General features: G+C 49.6%; 18 protein-coding genes. 11 read left to right on the top strand and 7 right to left on the bottom strand.

Translation table 11 applies throughout. The features are described from left to right. The first annotated feature begins 151 nt into the window (after window positions 1-151). Window positions 152-628: a VOC family protein gene (locus HGH91_RS26690; protein ID WP_168742116.1), complete on the top strand. Its 477-nt coding sequence runs from the start codon at window positions 152-154 to the stop codon at window positions 626-628. Between the two features lies 1 nt (window position 629). Here HGH91_RS26690 and HGH91_RS26685 read toward each other — a convergent pair whose 3' ends face one another. Then, the gene (locus HGH91_RS26685; RefSeq protein ID WP_168742114.1) at window positions 630-1,049 is read right to left on the bottom strand and encodes a VOC family protein; all 420 of its coding nucleotides are present in this window, start codon (window positions 1,047-1,049) and stop codon (window positions 630-632) included. Window positions 1,050-1,160: 111 nt separating this feature from the next. On the opposite strand from HGH91_RS26685, the gene HGH91_RS26680 reads away from it, so the two are divergent. The 4 genes from HGH91_RS26680 (at window position 1,161) to HGH91_RS26665 (ending at window position 5,919) form a co-directional block, all read left to right on the top strand. Next, complete coding sequence (locus tag HGH91_RS26680; protein ID WP_168742112.1) at window positions 1,161-2,153, top strand: GlxA family transcriptional regulator; 993 nt, start codon at window positions 1,161-1,163, stop codon at window positions 2,151-2,153. 2 nt (window positions 2,154-2,155) lie between these two features. Next, the gene (locus tag HGH91_RS26675; protein ID WP_168742110.1) at window positions 2,156-2,593 is read left to right on the top strand and encodes an SRPBCC domain-containing protein; all 438 of its coding nucleotides are present in this window, start codon (window positions 2,156-2,158) and stop codon (window positions 2,591-2,593) included. A 101-nt stretch (window positions 2,594-2,694) separates the two neighbouring features. Further along, complete coding sequence (locus HGH91_RS26670) at window positions 2,695-5,322, top strand: glycoside hydrolase family 2 protein (protein WP_168742108.1); 2,628 nt, start codon at window positions 2,695-2,697, stop codon at window positions 5,320-5,322. A gap of 126 nt (window positions 5,323-5,448) precedes the next feature. Further along, on the top strand, window positions 5,449-5,919 hold the full coding sequence (locus HGH91_RS26665) for a GNAT family N-acetyltransferase (protein ID WP_168742106.1): 471 nt from the start codon (window positions 5,449-5,451) through the stop codon (window positions 5,917-5,919). Here the strand turns inward: HGH91_RS26665 and HGH91_RS26660 are convergent. Both HGH91_RS26660 and HGH91_RS26655 read right to left on the bottom strand, forming a co-directional pair. Next, on the bottom strand, window positions 5,911-6,996 hold the full coding sequence (locus tag HGH91_RS26660) for a mechanosensitive ion channel family protein (protein ID WP_168742104.1): 1,086 nt from the start codon (window positions 6,994-6,996) through the stop codon (window positions 5,911-5,913). The genes HGH91_RS26665 and HGH91_RS26660 overlap by 9 nt on opposite strands. Before the next feature lie 187 nt (window positions 6,997-7,183). Further along, window positions 7,184-8,326, bottom strand: coding sequence for an FAD-dependent monooxygenase (locus tag HGH91_RS26655; protein WP_168742103.1), 1,143 nt, complete (start codon window positions 8,324-8,326; stop codon window positions 7,184-7,186). Window positions 8,327-8,404: 78 nt separating this feature from the next. On the opposite strand from HGH91_RS26655, the gene HGH91_RS26650 reads away from it, so the two are divergent. Next, window positions 8,405-9,007 (top strand): TetR/AcrR family transcriptional regulator, encoded by a 603-nt coding sequence (locus tag HGH91_RS26650; protein WP_168742101.1) that lies wholly within the window; start codon window positions 8,405-8,407, stop codon window positions 9,005-9,007. 57 nt (window positions 9,008-9,064) lie between these two features. On the opposite strand, the gene HGH91_RS26645 is transcribed toward HGH91_RS26650, so the two are convergent. Both HGH91_RS26645 and HGH91_RS26640 read right to left on the bottom strand, forming a co-directional pair. Continuing rightward, complete coding sequence (locus HGH91_RS26645; RefSeq protein WP_168742099.1) at window positions 9,065-9,550, bottom strand: glycine zipper domain-containing protein; 486 nt, start codon at window positions 9,548-9,550, stop codon at window positions 9,065-9,067. Between the two features lie 54 nt (window positions 9,551-9,604). Beyond that, window positions 9,605-10,060, bottom strand: a complete 456-nt coding sequence (locus HGH91_RS26640; protein WP_168742098.1) for a GNAT family N-acetyltransferase — start codon at window positions 10,058-10,060, stop codon at window positions 9,605-9,607. 402 nt (window positions 10,061-10,462) lie between these two features. Between HGH91_RS26640 and HGH91_RS26635 the strand changes: the two genes are divergently transcribed. Next, complete coding sequence (locus HGH91_RS26635) at window positions 10,463-12,079, top strand: glycoside hydrolase 43 family protein (protein ID WP_168742096.1); 1,617 nt, start codon at window positions 10,463-10,465, stop codon at window positions 12,077-12,079. On the opposite strand, the gene HGH91_RS26630 is transcribed toward HGH91_RS26635, so the two are convergent. Continuing rightward, the gene (locus HGH91_RS26630) at window positions 12,066-13,082 is read right to left on the bottom strand and encodes a LacI family DNA-binding transcriptional regulator (protein WP_168742093.1); all 1,017 of its coding nucleotides are present in this window, start codon (window positions 13,080-13,082) and stop codon (window positions 12,066-12,068) included. The genes HGH91_RS26635 and HGH91_RS26630 overlap by 14 nt on opposite strands. A 261-nt stretch (window positions 13,083-13,343) precedes the next feature. Here HGH91_RS26630 and HGH91_RS26625 point away from each other — a divergent pair, with 261 nt between their 5' ends. From HGH91_RS26625 to HGH91_RS26610, 4 genes are all read left to right on the top strand, one after another. Then, window positions 13,344-14,807, top strand: a complete 1,464-nt coding sequence (locus HGH91_RS26625) for a tagaturonate reductase (RefSeq protein ID WP_168742091.1) — start codon at window positions 13,344-13,346, stop codon at window positions 14,805-14,807. Window positions 14,808-14,825: 18 nt separating this feature from the next. Further along, complete coding sequence (locus HGH91_RS26620; RefSeq protein WP_168742089.1) at window positions 14,826-16,481, top strand: UxaA family hydrolase; 1,656 nt, start codon at window positions 14,826-14,828, stop codon at window positions 16,479-16,481. Beyond that, the gene (locus tag HGH91_RS31690) at window positions 16,481-16,606 is read left to right on the top strand and encodes a glucuronate isomerase (protein WP_168742088.1); all 126 of its coding nucleotides are present in this window, start codon (window positions 16,481-16,483) and stop codon (window positions 16,604-16,606) included. Before HGH91_RS26620 ends, HGH91_RS31690 begins: the two co-directional genes overlap by 1 nt. 98 nt (window positions 16,607-16,704) lie before the next feature. Beyond that, a complete protein-coding gene (locus HGH91_RS26610; RefSeq protein WP_168742086.1) occupies window positions 16,705-17,226 on the top strand; it encodes a DinB family protein in 522 nt (173 codons plus the stop codon). A 1-nt stretch (window position 17,227) separates the two neighbouring features. Here HGH91_RS26610 and HGH91_RS26605 read toward each other — a convergent pair whose 3' ends face one another. Further along, a complete protein-coding gene (locus tag HGH91_RS26605; protein WP_168742084.1) occupies window positions 17,228-18,199 on the bottom strand; it encodes a GlxA family transcriptional regulator in 972 nt (323 codons plus the stop codon). Between the last annotated feature and the right edge of the window lie 12 nt (window positions 18,200-18,211).

Genomic DNA, 18,211 nt, shown 5'->3' with positions numbered 1-18,211 from the left:
AAGGGGATAAAGCCACTATCCCCTTACTTGTCCCCTCTTGCATGAAACCGAATTGTCGCAAGCCCCCCTTTAGAATGTCGCTTTTGCACCTGTTACCAAAACCAAAGGGCGGGTATCTTTGTAATGATCATTTACCCTAAAAACATCGGTTATGCAAAAGATCGTTCCATCTCTCTGGTTTAATAATAATGCGGAAGAAGCCATCGACTTCTACACTTCCATTTTTCCCGAGTCAAAGATTTTAAAGAAGTCGTACTATGGCGATGGTGCTCCTTTGCCCAAAGGCACCCTGCTGGTAGGAACTTTTCAGCTGGAAGGGCAGGAGTTTCTCGTGCTGAACGGCGGCCCCCAGTTCACCTTTACGGAGGCCATTTCATTTACGGTGAATTGTAAAACCCAGGAGGAAGTAGATTTTTACTGGAGCCGTTTAACGGCAGATGGGGGCAAAGAAGTACAATGCGGCTGGCTGAAAGATAAATATGGCTTGTCCTGGCAAATTGTACCCGCGATCCTCGGTGAACTGATGAGCGATAAAGACCCCGCAAAAGTAGGCAGAACAATGGCCGCTATGATGAAGATGATAAAACTGGATATTGCCGGCCTGAAAAAAGCATACGACGGCGAATAACTTATTGACGGGAATTGCCTTCAAAATTAATCAGCCAATGTGTACCATATTTATCTGTCAGGCCGCCGAACAATGCTCCCCAGAATGTACTTTCCAACGGATGGGTAGCAACGCCGTCGGTGGCCAGCTTCGCATAAAATACACGGGCTTCTCTTTCCGTACTGCAATTTAATAACAGGGAAACGGCGTTGCCGGTCGTCAGCCCCGATTCGGGCACCATATCGGTTCCATTGATCACTAATGAACCTTTCGTAAGACTCGAATGGAGGATGAGGGATCTCATACAAGCGGGCATGTTGATGGATGCAGGGGATTCGCCAATGGTTTGAAGGATAAGTTTTCCACCCAGACATTCTCTGTAAAAAGTCATCGCCTCCCGGCAGTTGCCGTTAAAAGTCAGGTAAGTATGGATGGTGGTCATTTAACCGTTTTTTTTTGTGAAATCATATTGCAAAAATCGTAACGCTGCCGCACTTTCCCAGGGGTGTTTAGCGACAATTCAAAGGCTAATTGCGGCATTAATTGTTTTACTATGATACATGTTTCTGTCCTGGTGCCGCTTGGGCATACCAGCTTAGTCAACATCGAAGGCTCCCACCAGATCTTTTCTGATGTTAATAATTTCCTGGTGGCAAAACAAAGAGAACCCTTGTTTAAAGTGCAACTGGTGGGGCTCAACTGGGAAACCAGTCAACGCAACCGCCTGTTTACCGTACAACCGGATATACTCATTGGCAGCGTCCGGAAAACGGACCTGATCATTATTCCCGCCATCCACGACGCGCCCACAGAAGCGATTGCCCGCAACCAGGATTTTATCCCCTGGATTCAGCAACAACACGAACGCGGTGCAGCGGTAGCCAGCCTGTGCCTCGGCGCTTTTCTCCTGGCAGCCACCAACCTGCTCGATGGTAAACCCTGTGCTACACATTGGATGTTTGCCAGAACCTTCAGGGAAATGTTTCCCAAAGTACACCTGATGGACGACCGTATCATCACGGAAGAGGATCGGCTTTACACCAGCGGCGGCGCCTATTCTTATCTCAACCTGTTATTATACCTGGTGGAAAAATACACAGGCAGGGATATCGCCATCCTGCTGGCAAAAGCTTACGCCATCGATATCGATCGCCAAAGCCAGTCACCCTTCATCATCTTTGAAGGCCAGAAAGCCCATAACGATGAACCCATCAGGAAAATACAGGAATATATAGAAGCCAGCTACCAGGAAAAATTTACGGTAGACCAGCTCTCGGATATGTCGGCCATCGGCAGGCGCACTTTTGAACGGCGATTTAAAAAATCTACCGGCAATACCGTCATGGAATACATACAACGCATCAAAATAGAAGCCGCCAAGCGCGACTTTGAAACCAGTACTAAAAATGTAAATGAGGTGATCTATGATGTTGGATATATAGACACCAAGGCTTTCAGGACGGTGTTCAAGAAAGTAACCGGGCTGACGCCACTGGAATACCGGAATAAATATAACCGCCAAATCACTAACACTGTAAATGAATAGTTATGGAAAAACTCACTTTTAAAACAACCATCAACGCTCCCCGCAATCGCGTATGGGACATACTCTGGGGCGCAGACACCTACAGCGCATGGACCGCTGTCTTTGCTGCTGGTAGCACAGCGAAAACCGACTGGCAGGAAGGCAGTAAAGTATTGTTCGTGGATGACACAAACCGGGGCATGGTGTCCAGGATTGCCGCTAAAACCCCCGGAGAATACATGTCATTCGAACACCTCGGCGGTTTCGACAATGGCGTGGAAGATTTAGATAGTATGGAAGCAAAGGGATGGGCCGGCGCACACGAAAATTACCACCTTACTACCGTCAACGGCAATACGGAGTTACTGGTAGAACTGGATACGGCTGATGAATACAAGGATTATTTCCAGAAGACCTTCCCGCTGGCGCTGGAAAAAGTAAAGGCACTGGCAGAACAATAACCGCTCATGTAAATAATGAGATATGCTTTGATCGGGGATGAGCTTGCCCTATATTTGCGGATATTGCAAAAAAGGTAACCACTGCTCGTAAAATATATCTCATGAGATTTTGGACATCATCTACCGTGTCCTGTATGCTGCTATTCGCTTTTCTGAAATTGCCGGCACAGGAAAAATATGAACTCAATAGCGGATGGCAATGCAGGAATGTGGAGGGCGTAAAGGCTACAGGACAGCAGATTTCGGTACCCGGCTATGCGCTGACAGGCTGGACGCCGGCTACGGTGCCGGGTACCGTGCTCACCACACTGCTCAACAATAAGCAGGTACCGGACCCGCTCTACGGTATGAACAACGAAAAAATACCAGATATCTATCACACCGGTCGGGAGCACTATACTTATTGGTTTGTAAAAGATTTTACAGAGAATGCCCCCGCTGGTGATGCCCAGATATGGCTGCATTTCCGGGGCGTAAATGATGGCTGCGATATTTTTCTCAACGGTCACCGTCTTACAAAAGATACCCACTACGGCGCTTACCTCCGCCAGGTGTATAACATTACCCCCTGGCTGGCTAAAAACGGACAAAACCGGCTGGCTGCAATCGTATACCCGCCCCAATTCCCGGGCAATCCTAACGGCGGACAAGGCGGGGATGGTACCATTGCCAAAAACGTAGGACCGCAATATACCGCTGGGTGGGACTGGATACAACCGATGCGTGATCGCAATACCGGCATTTGGGATAAGGTAACCATTGAAAGAACAGGCGCCGTACGCATTAAGGATCCACATGTGATTACACGCGTACCGGGCGTTCGCCAGGCCCAGGGGCCACAGTCGCCTGCCATCGTACAGGTGGCTGCCGGACTGGAAAATGCCACCGCCAAAAGCATCACCGGTACGCTCCGGTATAAAATAGGGGGAGAAACCGTTACTAAACAAGTTACCCTCGCGCCGCACAGCACTACCACCGTGCATATGCCGGACCTCACGCTGAAGCAGCCCGCGCTCTGGTGGCCAGCCGGATATGGAGAGCAACACCTGTATTCCCTGCAACTGGAATTCCTCAACAAAGGCAAAGCAGACGACAAACAAGACGTGGAAGTAGGTATCCGCGAAATACAAACCTATTGGAACAACCATACCCGTAGCCGCGAAGTGGCGGTAAACGGCCAGAAAATATTCATTAAAGGCGGCAACTGGATTACCTCCGATGCCATGTTCCGCTTCAGCAAAGAACGCTATGATGCGGAAGTACGCTTTCACCGCGATATGAACCTCAACCTGATCCGCATATGGGGCGGTAGCTTAACAGAACGGCCCGAGTTCTTCGAGGCCTGCGATAAGTACGGCCTGCTGGTGTTCCAGGACTTCTGGATCTCCGGCGATTGTAACGGCAGATGGCAGGACCCACAGAAAAAAGATGATCAGTGGACCCGTCGCCAGTATCCCGATAACCATGCGCTTTTCCTCGAAAGTGTGGCCGACCAGGTGAAACTGATCCGCAATTATCCTTCGCTGGCCTTCTGGTGCGGAGGAAATGAAATTACACCTCCGGCAGATATCTTCGCCGCCATGAAAGATACGATCATTCCTTCCCTGGATGGCACCCGCTACTTCTTCGATTACTCCAACTCTGACAGCATGTCGTACAATTCCATTGGCGGCAACGGCGATGGACCTTACGGCATCCAGCCCATCGCGCACTTCTGGAATGAACGCACTTTCCCGTTCAACTCGGAAGTAGGTTCAGTAGGCACCGGCGATTATGAATCGCTGGCCAGGTTCCTGCCCGCCGAAAACCTGGTACCGCCAGATCCTCAAACAGGCAAGACCGATGCAGTATGGAACTATCACAAATACATTCCGTATAATAACGCCATCGACCCCTATGGTAAAACAAGCGATTTAAGAGAATGGGCCAACAAGGCGCAGCTGGTCAACTACGACCAATACCGCGCATTAATGGAAGGCTTCAGCGCACATATGTGGGATTGGTATACCGGCGTTATCATCTGGAAAACCCAGAATCCCTGGACGGCGCTGAGAGGGCAGATGTACGACTATTACCTCGATCCCAACGCCTGTCTCTACGGTACCCGCAAAGGCGCGGCGCCGCTGCATGTGATGTATAACCCAACAGACGGTATGGTCATGGCAGTAAACAATACCTTTCGCTATGCCCGCGACCTGATGCTGGAGCTGAAGACCTACGATATGCAGGGCCATGATTCGCTGTTGACACAGTTGTTTGTGGAAGCAGGCCCGGCTACGGTACAGAAGTTTATGCCGGTGAAACCCATGCTGGACAAGCTGAGCGCACAGCAGGGTGTATTTTTTGTTCTGCGTCTGCTGAATACGCATCAACAAGTAGTAGATGAAAACATTTACTGGCTGCCCGATGCAAATGGTAACTATTCCGGCTTGCAGCAGCTGGCTACGGCCAACGTGTCCGTGAAGGCGGTGAAGGCCGGAAACGATAGTATCCGGGTAACGATCAGCAACCCTGCGGGCGGACCGGTGGCCTTCTTCAACCGCATATCGCTGGTAGATGCACAGCACCAGCAACGTATCCTGCCCGTGTTTTACGATGATAACTATGTGTCGGTGTTACCAGGAGAACAGAAAACCATCACCATTACCGGCGCCGCTATAAGTGCCGCTCCCGGAGCGGAGATTGAAGTATACGGACATAATGTGAAACGCCAGTATATCCACTTTTAACCAATATGCTTTTGCACTTGGCTTTCGGGATCTGTTGTATTTTCTGAAAGCTAAGTGCTGAAAGCAAAAAGCTTTTTGTATATTTATTTTGTTAATCTTCTTATACCTCCTCAAACTATTCACCAGATGACCACCCTGCAGGATACCACCATCCGGAAACTCAACGCCCAGGAGAAAATCCCCTACGACCTGTTACTGTTAGCCGATCCCTCAGTTGTTGCTATCAATGCTTACCTCTCATCCGGAGAGCTGTACGTAATGGAACAAGACCACCAGGTAATTGGCCTCTATGTATGGGTAAAGGACGGCGACACCCTTGAAATAAAGAATATTGCAGTACACCCCTCTTTCCAGGGAAAGGGGCTGGGTAAAATGTTATTGCAGGATGCTACGCACCGGGGCAGGATAAATGGCTACCGGCGCCTTTGTATCGGCACCGGTAATTCCAGTATCGCCCAGTTGTATTTGTACCAACGCCAGGGTTTTGAAATGGCCGCTATTATCAAAGACTATTTTACAACAAACTACCAGGAACCCATCTACGAAAATGGCATCCAATGCAGGCATATGATTATGCTGGAAAAAAGATTAAGCTGACGGAGCAGGGGGCTGCGGCTCAATAAGCGCACGGGTTTTAGGCAGGCTATCCGGAAATTGTTCCCTGACATACTTTATCAGGTTTTCGCGGATATAGCAGCGAAGGTCAAACGCATTGCCGGAGCTGGCGGCGCTCATGAGTGCCCTTACTTCCATCGTCCGTTCGCTGGTATTGGTAACTTGTAAGGCTTTGGCGCGCCGATCCCATAAGGGCGATGCCGCCAGTAACCGGTCAAATTCTATCCTCAGCTGATCCACCGGCACGGTATAATCCAGGTAGAAAAATGCGGTGCCCAACATCTCAGCGCTGGTACGGGTCCAGTTTTGGAACGGTTTCTCTATAAAATAATTTATCGGTAATATCAGCCTGCGCTGGTCCCAGATATTTAATACTACATAGGTGAGGGTAATTTCTTCCACACGTCCCCATTCTCCTTCCACTACCAATACATCATCGATGCGGATCGGTTGGGTAAAGGCGATCTGGAAGCCGGCCAGCAGGTTGCCCAGCGATTTCTGCGCTGCAAAACCAATGATAATACCGCCTACACCTACGCCCGTCAGTAAACCAGCCCCCAGCTTACGCATACTGTCGAAGCTCAGCAGGATAAAGCACGCGGTTAAAATTAATACCAGGGAGATAGATAACTTACGTATAAACTGTAGCTGCGTCCGTATTTTACGCTCTCTCAGGTTGTTAGCCTTTTTAAGATCATACGTATGATACACATAGTCTTCCAATACCTTGATGATCCCAATAACCAGTGCTGCAAACGATAAGGTCATAGCTATTTCCGCCATCTTACTTAAGGTGGGTATATATTTAGAAGGCACCCGCATCATGGGGATAGCCGTATTCAGCAGCAGCAGGGGCAGGAAATAATTGAATGCCTTACCTAAATGGTTCAATACACTGCGCAACAGCGAAAATTCATGCTGATCAGATAGCGATTTACGCAAAAATAAAGACAGCAAAATTTTAATAAGCCAGCCGGCAATAACGGCAATGCCCGCCAGCAGAAGGTTCCATAGCCAATCAGGCAGGTGATCCGTATTTTCTATCAATTGATTCCACATGCGCGCCCAAGCCCAAAGATGATGCCGGTATATGCCAACTAGTACGCATTACCCGGCGAAAGTACCGTCATTACCAGCTTTCGGCCCTTGCTGTTGTTTTGCTCCAGCTGCCCGTGCGACTGTTGCACAGTTTCCACACTTAACCCTCCCATGAATGGCATCAGGGAACGTGGAGGTGAGCTGCATATTATTCAATGTTTAAATTCACGCCGTAAAGAAAATCAAACTGTTTACGGGCAATGCGGTTGGGTGTATGCCGGATCAGGTAATTACGCAGGAGGCTACCGGTAGTATTCTTTACGCTGGTAAGGCGTCCCAGCATCCAGGACAGGTCTACTACGCGTTTGGCGCGTTTTAACCGCCTCGCCTGGTATTTGGCAAAGGCCCTTTCCGGTTGTGATTCCTGGCCAAGGTAGGCGGCCAATACATATGCATCTTCAATCGCCTGGCTGGCGCCCTGTCCCAGGTTGGGAGTGGAGGCATGTGCCGCATCTCCTACCAGTACTACATTACCGCGATACCATTGTTTCAGGGGCTGTATGTCATAGAGGTCGCCATGTATCAAAGCATCCGGATCCAGGCGGCTCACGATATCCTGTATGCGCAGATCAAAAGGCGCCAGCTCGCGCCGTATATAAGTCAGCGCTTCCGCCGGAGAAAATTTGCTGCCTGCAGGCATGGCTTTGGTCATCCAGAAATATACCTGCTGGTCGCCTACCTGTGAAATGGAAGCCCTTACCCCACCTTTACGGCTCCATACTTCCCCGCTGCTCACCTGCTCTGATGCCGGAAGGGTAGTGTTGATAATGGCCCGCCAGCAGGTTTGCCCGGAGTATCGGTATTGGGCTTTGGTTACATATTGTTCCCGCACCGCCGACCGGATACCATCTGCGCCTATAATCACGTCGGCACTGTCGGTGGTACCATCTTCAAAACGTACCACATTGCCATTAATGCCCACGCATCTTTTACCCAGGTGTATCGGCTGTTTTACCGCATTAGCCAGTATTTGCTGCAGGGTGCCCCGGTGTATGGCATGGGTAGCGTTGCCGTACCGCTGTTGAATGTCGAGGTTGTCGATGAATTGCAATAGTTGGCCTTTCACATCTTTTATAAATACCGATTCCAGGAACACGGAGGACGCTTTTAATGCATCTGCCAGGCCCAGGCGCTCGTAAACATTCATGGCATTGCCTCCCAGCCAGATGCCGGCTCCTACTGCCTTCAGTTCCGGCGCTGCTTCATATATTTCGAATTGGATCTGCTGTTGCTGTAATGCAATGGCGGTGGTGAGTCCCCCTATGCCAGCCCCTATGATAATCGCCTTCATGATTTTTATAATTTAGTACAAATGTATAAAAATATTTCATTCTTGTACATTTGTACTAATTTTTCTATTTTCGCTGCTATGAGCACCAAAGAAAAGATACTGCTTACCGCCACCCGCCTGTTCAACGAGCAAGGGATAGACGTGATTACTATCCGGCACATTGCCAAAGAAATGGGGATCAGCCATAGCAACATTCAGTATTACTTTAAGAATGCCGACGATATTATTGCCACGATCTATACTAATCACATTGAGGAATTGAACGAATTACCCATGTTTAAGGAGTTGACCCTCGATGCGCTGAAATCATCTATTGTAGCGATTATGGAGCAGATTTATAATTACCGGTTTATCTATATCCATTTTGTGATGATCGCCAGGCGTTTACCATCGGTAAAAAAAGAATACGCCAGACGGTTTACTATCCGGCGGGAGCAGTTCCTGGAGCTATTTGCGCATTACCGCGAAACGGGCATTATGCGTACAGATATTCCCGCTCCTGTATGGGAAAGCCTGATCAGTAACATTTATATCATCGGTGATTTCTGGATTTCCGCCAATGAGCTCAATACCGGGTTAAAAGGGAAGAAGGCGGTTGGTTATTACGTTACGCTGATTGAGCAACTGTTTTATCCGTATTTAACAGAGAAGGGAAGGGCAGAGATGAGGGTACCGCATTGATATAAAAGAAGAAGCCACGCAACGCTGCGTGGCTTCTTCTTTTATATCGGCAATAACTTATTGTCCGTTTTTCTTTTTCTTGTGATCTACGATAGCACCGGTACCTGCACCTACACCTGCACCAATCAGGGTACCAATTGCAGCGCCTTTCAGGTGATCTTTGTTAACGATGGCCCCGGTAATGGCGCCCGCGCCGGCACCTACTACAGCGCCTTTAGCGGTATGGCTCCATGATTTCCAGCCTTTCTTTTTAGGAGCGGGCGCTGGAGCAGGAGCTGCTGCTACATCACCACCACCACCGCCACCAGCAGGTGCGGTCATTGCAGCGTCGCTGTAGCCTTCCTGGCCGGAAGCACCTGCATGATGACGACGTCCTTTTACGTGATTCATTGAATCTATAACAGATTGCTTGATCGCACTCACATTGTTCATCGAATCAATAGTAGCTTTTTTCGCACTCTCTATGGCTGCAGCATTATCTCCATTGCTTTTGCAGGAGAAGAAAACCACGGCTGCCGCTAAGGCTACAAGTAACTTTTTCATGGTGATACGGTTTATTCCCCGCAACTTACGAAAACTATGCCAAACTGCGCATAACTACAATGGAAGCCGCATTTCTATCAGGTTTTGACGGAAACCGAACTTTTCATAGGCACGCACCGCCGCGGCATTATCAGCATACACGTCCAGCCGTAACTCGCGAATGCCCTGCTTCACAGCCCAGGCGCCCAACCCTTCAATAATCATCCGGTTTACTCCCTTACCCCGGTGTTCAGGCACTACATACATAAATCCCAGGTAGGCATACTCCGGAAATACCTGGTAAGGCTTCGCATCCCGGATACGGACATGCCCCGAGCCAATTATTTCGCCCGCATACTCGGCTACCAGTACCTCCGCATTATCGGCAGCGATCAGGGCAGCCAGGTCGTAGTAATGTATAACGCCTTGTTTTAATGTATTGTCAAACGGCCGTTCGGCAGCCACAATCCCTTGCTCAAACTCCAGTAGTACCGGCAGGTCGGCCGCAGTGGCAGGTCGGATATGTATCATGACTAAAATCGTTGAGCCGGCGAATGTACAACTTTTCTATCCCCGACACGGGTTTTTAGCCGGGTTTGTTGGTGCGGTCATGAAAGGTATTCCAGTGATTTACAGGTACGTATATTCGCTTTGAGCAACCCTTTCTCCGGGAACGATTGCGTAAAATAACGCCCGGCATCTCCCGCCTGTTTACTATTTTAACCGGCACCGATTTTATATCTGGCTATGCGACTGCCTTTATAAATAAGTGTCAAATAAACAATAAAAATAATTCTTATATTACGGCAGCAGCCATAACACAGGCTTATCCGGTAGGATATGTTTTAAAAGTAAGGGCCCGGCGCCAATAGCGGAGGAAAGAAGCCAGACAATTTAGCCTGGCAAACACATTTGAAGACTGGAAATTTTAATATGATGAGAATACTGGCTTGTTTATACGCCTCGCTGGCTTTCCTGCCAGCCGCAGCACAATCTGTACATGAAAAGTCGAAAGTATGGGTAGCCGATAATGGCGATGGTACCTATAAGAACCCGGTTATCTATGCTGACTACTCGGACCCCGATGCGATCCGTGTAAATGACGACTATTACCTGGTAGCCTCCAGTTTTGATGCCATACCAGGCTTGCCTATCCTGCATTCCAAAGACCTGGTCAACTGGCGTATCGTAGCCCATGCGCTCCTGCGGCAACCGCCTTATGACCATTTTTCCGCTACGCAGCATGGCAACGGTGCTTGGGCGCCCGCTATCCGTTATCATCAACAGCAATTTTATATTTACTATCCCGACCCCGACTTTGGTATTTATGTGATCACCGCCAAACAGGTGACGGGGCCCTGGAGCGAGCCACAGCTGGTAATCTCCGGCAAAGGATTAATTGATCCCTGCCCGCTATGGGACGATAATGGCAACGTATACCTGGCACATGCCTTTGCCGGCAGCCGTGCCGGGATCAAAAGTATGATCGTCGTAAAACAACTCAATGCAACAGGTACCCATCTCATCGGTGAGGGGGTGCTGGTATTCGACGGGCATTCGCAACACCCTACCCTGGAAGGTCCTAAGTTTTATAAACGCAATGGGTACTACTATATTTTTGCTCCCGCCGGCGGCGTTAGCACGGGCTGGCAGCTGGTACTGCGTTCCAGGCAGGTATACGGACCCTATGAAAGCAAAATTGTAATGGACCAGGGACATTCACCGGTAAATGGGCCACACCAGGGCGCATGGGTACAAACGCAGAAAGGAGAAGACTGGTTCCTGCATTTCCAGGACCAGGAAGCTTATGGAAGGGTGGTACATCTGCAACCCATGAAGTGGGTCGACAATTGGCCGGTAATAGGCGCCGATCCCGATAAGGATTGGAAAGGAGAGCCCGTGATGCGTTACCGTAAACCAGATGTAGGGAAAACGTATCCCGTGGTTACGCCGCAGGAATCAGATGAGTGCAACGGCAGTACCCTTGGCTTACAATGGCAATGGCAGGCGAACCCCGCTGCCGGGTGGGCATTTCCTTCACCGGCCCTGGGCTGCCTTCGGCTACTGGCGGTACCCTTGCCCGATAGCGCCCGTAACCTTTGGGAGACGCCTAATGTATTGCTGCAGAAATTTCCGGCCGCAACATTTACAGCAACCGCTAAATGTAGCTTTGCGCCCCACCTGGAAGGCGATCGCATAAGTATGCTGGTAATGGGCGCCGATTATGCCGGTATCAGGTTGGAGAAAAGGGCCGCAGGTCTTTATCTTACCCGCTTTACCTGTAAACAGGCCGACCGCGGAAATGTCGAAGTGGTAGAGACTATAGCCCCTATAACAGTAACGGATATATTTTTCAGGATCATGGTGGAAAAGAACGCCCAGTGCCGTTTTAGTTATAGTACCGATGGACAAAACTTCCATGATGCAGGAGGAATGTTTACCGCGGTGCCGGGGAGATGGATAGGTGCAAAAATAGGACTGCATTGCAGTCGCACGGCCAGGACCAATGATGCTGGCTGGGCCGACATCGATTGGTTCAGGGTGGAGTAATGAGCGAGGTTTGCAGCACCTTTGTTTCAAAATCTTTCACCGGCCGTTTGCTTTCTATCAATTGCAGCAATAGTTCTGTGGCTACCTGTCCCATTTCAAAGGCGGGTTGCCGCACCACTGTAATGGGCGCATACAGCAGCTCTATCAGGTCGGAGTTGGAAAAGCCGGTAAGGCCCATATCTTCGGGAATGGCCAGTTTTGCCTTCTTCAGCGCTCGTATGCAACCTGTAGTGAGTTTATCAGAGGTAGCGAAAATGGCGTCGGGACGTTTCTTTTCCTGCAGCAATTCCTGCACTGCATCGGCGACTTCCTCCTGCAGCATGCCGCCATGAAAACAATATTTGATCAGCGATGCCGGCAACCGGATACCAGCTTTATCCAGTGCGGCCACGTAGCCGGCTACCCGCTCCCTCGTAATGGAAAGATGCGCAGAGTTGGTAATACAGCCAATGCGTTGATATCCCTGCTGTAATAAATGCGTGGTGGCGTTGTAGGCTCCCTGGAAATTATCCACCCTCACCTGGTGCGTCGCTATCTCTTCAACAATCCGGTCAAAAAAAACAATCGGGAATCCATACTGATGCAATGCTTTTAATGGCGCCAGGTCTTTGGTAGCGCTGGATACCGAGATCAATAGCCCGTCGATCGACCGCGAGGCCAGGTATTGCAAGGTGCTCACTTCTTTCTCAAAAGATTCGTGACTCTGGGAGATAATGACCGTATAGCCTTTCTCGTTAGCTACCGATTCAATACCGTTGATGGTTTGGGAGAAAAAGCTGTTGGCAATTTCAGATACAATCACGCCAATAGACCGGCTCTTTTTTTCTTTCAGGCTCAGGGCAATAGGGTTGGGATGATAGTTCAGCTGTGCTGCATGATCCAGTACCAGTTGCCTGGTAGCTGCACTGATTTCATGACTGTCGCGCAACGCGCGGGATACCGTGGAAGTAGACAATCCCAATGCCTGCGCAATATCTTTTATGGTAGCAGCTTTGTACTTCATATCGTTCCCGGACCGTGGTTTCCGGCGTTTTTTTTCAGACGGTGAATGTACCGATTTTTCCGGGAACGATTGCGTAAATAAACTTCCCCGATAGTAATAGTTTCAGTAGAATTGTAACCACACAATACCAGTTCCAAATGCCTTTTTTCAACCAATGAATCGCCACGTTAAATAAATACAATTAAGTAGCACAACCTTTATTTGCCCAAACAGGTAACAGGGAAAATATTGAAATGGAAATGATCTGCCAATAGAAAACGTATGAAATTATCTCAAAAAACACTGCCGGCATTACCGGAAAAAGCGAACCGGCAACTGCCAGCCAGCAACTGGTGGGCATTGCCGGAAAAAGTATTACAGTTCGGTACCGGCGTGCTGTTACGCGGGCTGCCGGACTTCTTTATCGACAAAGCCAACAAACAGGGCATATTCAATGGCCGTATCGTAGTGGTAAAATCCACTTCGCAGGGCGATACCAAAGCCTTTGCGGAGCAGGACGGCTTGTTTACGCAATGCATCCGTGGCATTGAAGGTGGACGGCAAGTAGCCGAAGATGTTATCAATGCCGCCATCAGCCGGGTGTTGACGGCCACCTCGCAATGGCAGGAGATATTGGATTGCGCCGCTAACCCGGATATGCAGCTGGTAATATCCAACACCACAGAAGTAGGAATTGTATATGTAGAAGAAGATATCCTCCAGTCGCCCCCCGCTTCGTTTCCCGCCAAACTGCTGGCATTTTTGTACCAGCGTTACCAATACTTTAAAGGGGATCCCGACAAAGGAATGGTGATCATACCCACAGAGCTGATCCCGGATAATGGCAGCAAACTGGCCGGTATCCTGGAAAAGCTGGCGTTGTTTAACCAGCTGGAACCGGCATTTATACAATGGCTTACTCAACATAACTATTGCTGCAACTCCCTGGTGGATTGCATTGTGCCCGGCGCAGCCCACATAGCTGCCGACTATGATGATGAGCTGCTGATCATGACAGAAGTATACCGGCTTTGGGCCATTGAAACAAACCAGGAGACAGTGAAGGCAAAGTTGCCTTTTGGTGCAGTGGATACAGGTTTTGTGCTTTCGCCGGATATTAATGTATTCCGCGAACTTAAACTGCGCCTGCTCAACGCCACACATACCCTGAGTTGCGGATTGGCTTTCCTGGCAGGATTGGACACCGTGAAGACGGCGATGCGCAGTGAACCCATGGCGGCCTATATGGAGGGACTCATGATGCACGAAATTATCCCGGCTATAACAGACAAGGATATACGTAGTGATGCGGCCATACGTTTTGCCTATGCCGTACTCGACCGCTTCCGCAATCCTTATATAGAACACCGCTGGTTAAGCATTTGCAGTCAATATACTTCCAAAATGAAGATGCGGGTACTGCCGGTGCTATTACAATATTATGAACGAACAGGACAAGTACCAGCCTTGATTTCCCTGGGCTTCGCTGCACACCTGCTGTTTATGCGTGGAGGCGCATCCTACAGCATCACAGATGAATTTGCTGCTTTATACCAGCACGCCTGGGAAAACGCTGCGCCGGCCCAGGTAGTAAAAAATACCCTTGGCAACGAGCAGGTATGGGGCCGGGATCTGGCTGCCATTCCTGGTTTTGCACAGGCGGTAACCGCCATGTTGCAGCAGTTGGAACAGGAGGGAGCCATGGCCTATCTCGAACGCGTAGCAACAGAAATTATCTTATCATAAATATTTTAAGAACGGTTCATGAAACAGAAAGTATTAAAGGTACATCCCGACGATAACGTGCTGGTGGCCTTGCAGGACCTGTCGCAGCAGGAAGTAGTGCAGTATAACGGCATCAGCTATACGTTGACAGAGCCCATTCCTGCCAAACATAAATTCGCCGCCACGGCATTTGATAAGGAGGATGCCATTACCATGTATGGCGTATTAGTAGGAAGGGCAAAACAACCTATTCCCATTGGCAGCAGGATTGCCGTGGAAAACGTGCATCATGCAGCGGGTAGTTATGCGCTGTCTGATCAACGCAAAACTGGCTGGACAGCGCCTGATATTACCCGCTGGCAGCAAAAAACTTTCATGGGCTACCACAGGGCAGATGGGAGCGTGGGTACTGCCAATTACTGGTTGGTGATACCGTTGGTATTTTGCGAAAACAGGAATGTGGAAGTGCTGAAGGAAGCGCTGCTGGGAGAGCTGGGCTATAGCCGGCCCGGCAAATATGCCGCCTTTACCCGCTCGCTGGTTGCACAGCAACAAGCCGGCGCCGATACCCCCCAAATACTGGAAACCATCTATACAGAAGATACGACCGGCGCTGGCCCTGCCAGGATATTTGAAAATGTAGACGGTATTAAATTTCTTTCCCATGATGGCGGTTGCGGCGGCATCCGGCAGGATGCACAGTCGCTCTGTGGCTTGCTGGCAGGCTATATTACCCACGCCAACGTAGCCGGAGCTACGGTGTTAAGTCTGGGTTGCCAGAATGCCCAGGTGAGTATGTTACAGGAAGAAATCAGGAAACGGGATCCGCACTTCACAAAACCCCTGTACATCCTGGATCAGCAACAAACCGGCGCTGAAAGCGCCTTGATCAGCCAGGCTATCCGGCAAACATTTGCCGGACTAATGGAAGCGAACCGCTGCACCCGTCAGCCTGCTCCGCTGAGTAAACTATGCATCGGACTGGAATGCGGCGGCTCCGATGGATTCTCCGGTATTTCGGCTAACCCTGCTATTGGCTACACGTCCGATTTATTAGTAGCCCTGGGTGGCTCCGTGATATTAGCAGAATTCCCTGAACTGTGCGGCGTGGAACAGGAGATGAGCGACCGCTGTACCGATATGGAAGATGCTACCCGCTTCATTCAGCTCATGCGCACCTACCAGCAACGCGCGGAAGAAGCAGGCTCCGGATTTGATATGAATCCTTCTCCCGGAAATATTAAAGATGGACTCATTACAGATGCGATTAAGTCGGCCGGCGCGGCTAAAAAAGGAGGTACCTCCCCGGTGGCCGCCGTACTCGACTACCCCGAAAAGGTGCAGCACCCGGGACTCAACCTGCTTTGCACGCCGGGCAACGATGTAGAGTCTACCACGGCGGAAGTGGGCAGCGGCGCCAATATGGTGCTTTTCACTACCGGCTTAGGTACGCCCACCGGCAATCCTATTGTACCGGTGATAAAACTGTCGAGCAATACCAGGCTCTATGAGCGCATGCAGGATATTATCGATATCAATACCGGCACCATCATCGATGGCACAGAAACCATTGCCGCCGCCGGAGAACGTATTCTCGATTACGTTATACAGGTAGCCAGTGGCGCTACCGTGGCAAAATCTGTTGTCAACGGGCAGGATGATTTTATTCCCTGGAAAAGAGGCGTGTCATTGTAGTGTCTTGCCACCTGTTCGGCGATGAAATGGAAAAAGGGGAAATACCGGCAGATTTTCAGCTGGTAGGCAATATGGTACAGGATGTCTGTTATAACAATGCAAAGTCGTATTTTGGCTGGGAGTAACGATTAAAAAAAAATTCAACTTTTTTTAAGGGCTGCTGACATACGGTTGTCACATGCCCTTTTTTACTTTGTATTGTAAACGAAAAAAATACAGACTTATGGAAAACAACACACTGACTGCTACCGCCCCCACTACTGCCGTAATCATCACTCCTGAACAGCTGTTGAAGCACTGGCAGGGCCATCGTGGACTGACACGCCGCATTATTGAAGGCTTCCCGGAAGATAAGCTCTTCGATTTCAGCATCGGCGGCATGCGCTCATTCGGAGCCCTGGCCATGGAAATGATTGGCATGGCAACTCCCAGCGTACATGGTTTTGTAACCGGCGAATGGCTGGATAACGCAGCTTTACTGGGCGATAAAATTGATACCAAACCCACCACCAAAGAGGGCTTGCTGGCCCTGTGGGACGTAGTTACCGAAGCCATCAATGACTACTGGACCCGCATAACGCTGGACAGATTTCAACAACAGATTAAAGCGTTTAATCAATACGATGGCACCGTTAGCAGCATCTTGCTGTATGTGATCGATAACGAAATTCACCACCGCGGACAAGGGTATGTATACCTTCGCGCGCTGGGAATTGAGCCCGCTCCATTCTGGGATAGACCCTGATCTATCTGACTGCATTGAACTTTTCCCGGTATTCAGAAGGCGTCATTCCCACGGTTTTGCGGAATACCTTTCTGAATGCCTTGGGATCGTTATAACCGGAATTGTAAATGATTTCGGTCATTTGCTGACCGGTTTGTTCCAGCAATTTTTTGGCGGCTTCTATGCGGGTGAGTTGCAGGTATTCGATAGGGGTAACACCGGTTACCTGTTTAAACCTTCTCACAATATTGCGGCGACTGGATGGAATATCTTTGATCATTTCCTCGATAGTGCCGGCTTCCTGGTAGCAGGTTTCAATTTTTAGCTGGGCAGTGGCTACCAGGTCGTCATGGTGGTTACGCGTAGGCTGGAAGGTACTGAAATAGGATTGTTTATCACGGCCCATATCGATAGCGAATATCTTGGCCGTTCTCACCGCCACTTCAATCCCGCAATGTATCTCCAGCAAATGTAACAGCAAATGAAAGGTGGAGGTGGCGCCTCCGCTGGTATAAATACCCGCATCATGTGTTACCGTTTTATCTGGCAGCAGGTTCACCCGCGGAAACGCGCGGGCAAACTCTTTGCAGGCATCTACATGGGTAGTGGCTATTTTGCCATCGAGCAATCCTGTAGCGGCCAGCAAAAATGCGCCGGTGCAGAAACTGGCCAGTTCTGCTCCCTTTTTATATTGCTGCCGCAACCAGGGAAGCCATGCCTCGTTTTCTGCCAGTACCTGCGATAGGTCATCGGCTGTAAAAGAAGGAATCAGCAATAATTTAAATGCACCTGCTTCAACCAGCGTTTGCGCCGGGTAGGCCGGAAATGCGGAAATCAGATGCGCGGTGTCGGACGTATACAGTAACGTCACTGTAAAAGGAGCAGGCTGATCGCTTTTTTGGTAAATTTTGTTGACGGTGTCGAGGACGTCCGTGATAGCAGCCAGACTCAGTAACTTATAATGACGGGTTAGCAGGATACCTATCTGCAGCATATGGTGACAATT

Source organism: Chitinophaga eiseniae (assembly GCF_012641265.1).
GTDB classification, from domain to species: domain Bacteria; phylum Bacteroidota; class Bacteroidia; order Chitinophagales; family Chitinophagaceae; genus Chitinophaga; species Chitinophaga eiseniae_A.
This window is presented reverse-complemented; position numbering and strand designations above follow the sequence as displayed.

Excerpts from the sequence above, each read along its gene's own strand:
- HGH91_RS26690 (WP_168742116.1), top strand. The coding sequence starts at position 152 with ATGCAAAAGATCGTTCCATCTCTCTGGTTTAATAATAATGCGGAAGAA.
- HGH91_RS26685 (WP_168742114.1), bottom strand. The coding sequence starts at position 1,049 with ATGACCACCATCCATACTTACCTGACTTTTAACGGCAACTGCCGGGAG.
- HGH91_RS26680 (WP_168742112.1), top strand. The coding sequence starts at position 1,161 with ATGATACATGTTTCTGTCCTGGTGCCGCTTGGGCATACCAGCTTAGTC.
- HGH91_RS26675 (WP_168742110.1), top strand. The coding sequence starts at position 2,156 with ATGGAAAAACTCACTTTTAAAACAACCATCAACGCTCCCCGCAATCGC.
- HGH91_RS26670 (WP_168742108.1), top strand. The coding sequence starts at position 2,695 with ATGAGATTTTGGACATCATCTACCGTGTCCTGTATGCTGCTATTCGCT.
- HGH91_RS26665 (WP_168742106.1), top strand. The coding sequence starts at position 5,449 with ATGACCACCCTGCAGGATACCACCATCCGGAAACTCAACGCCCAGGAG.
- HGH91_RS26660 (WP_168742104.1), bottom strand. The coding sequence starts at position 6,996 with ATGTGGAATCAATTGATAGAAAATACGGATCACCTGCCTGATTGGCTA.
- HGH91_RS26655 (WP_168742103.1), bottom strand. The coding sequence starts at position 8,326 with ATGAAGGCGATTATCATAGGGGCTGGCATAGGGGGACTCACCACCGCC.
- HGH91_RS26650 (WP_168742101.1), top strand. The coding sequence starts at position 8,405 with ATGAGCACCAAAGAAAAGATACTGCTTACCGCCACCCGCCTGTTCAAC.
- HGH91_RS26645 (WP_168742099.1), bottom strand. The coding sequence starts at position 9,550 with ATGAAAAAGTTACTTGTAGCCTTAGCGGCAGCCGTGGTTTTCTTCTCC.
- HGH91_RS26640 (WP_168742098.1), bottom strand. The coding sequence starts at position 10,060 with ATGATACATATCCGACCTGCCACTGCGGCCGACCTGCCGGTACTACTG.
- HGH91_RS26635 (WP_168742096.1), top strand. The coding sequence starts at position 10,463 with ATGATGAGAATACTGGCTTGTTTATACGCCTCGCTGGCTTTCCTGCCA.
- HGH91_RS26630 (WP_168742093.1), bottom strand. The coding sequence starts at position 13,082 with ATGAAGTACAAAGCTGCTACCATAAAAGATATTGCGCAGGCATTGGGA.
- HGH91_RS26625 (WP_168742091.1), top strand. The coding sequence starts at position 13,344 with ATGAAATTATCTCAAAAAACACTGCCGGCATTACCGGAAAAAGCGAAC.
- HGH91_RS26620 (WP_168742089.1), top strand. The coding sequence starts at position 14,826 with ATGAAACAGAAAGTATTAAAGGTACATCCCGACGATAACGTGCTGGTG.
- HGH91_RS26610 (WP_168742086.1), top strand. The coding sequence starts at position 16,705 with ATGGAAAACAACACACTGACTGCTACCGCCCCCACTACTGCCGTAATC.
- HGH91_RS26605 (WP_168742084.1), bottom strand. The coding sequence starts at position 18,199 with ATGCTGCAGATAGGTATCCTGCTAACCCGTCATTATAAGTTACTGAGT.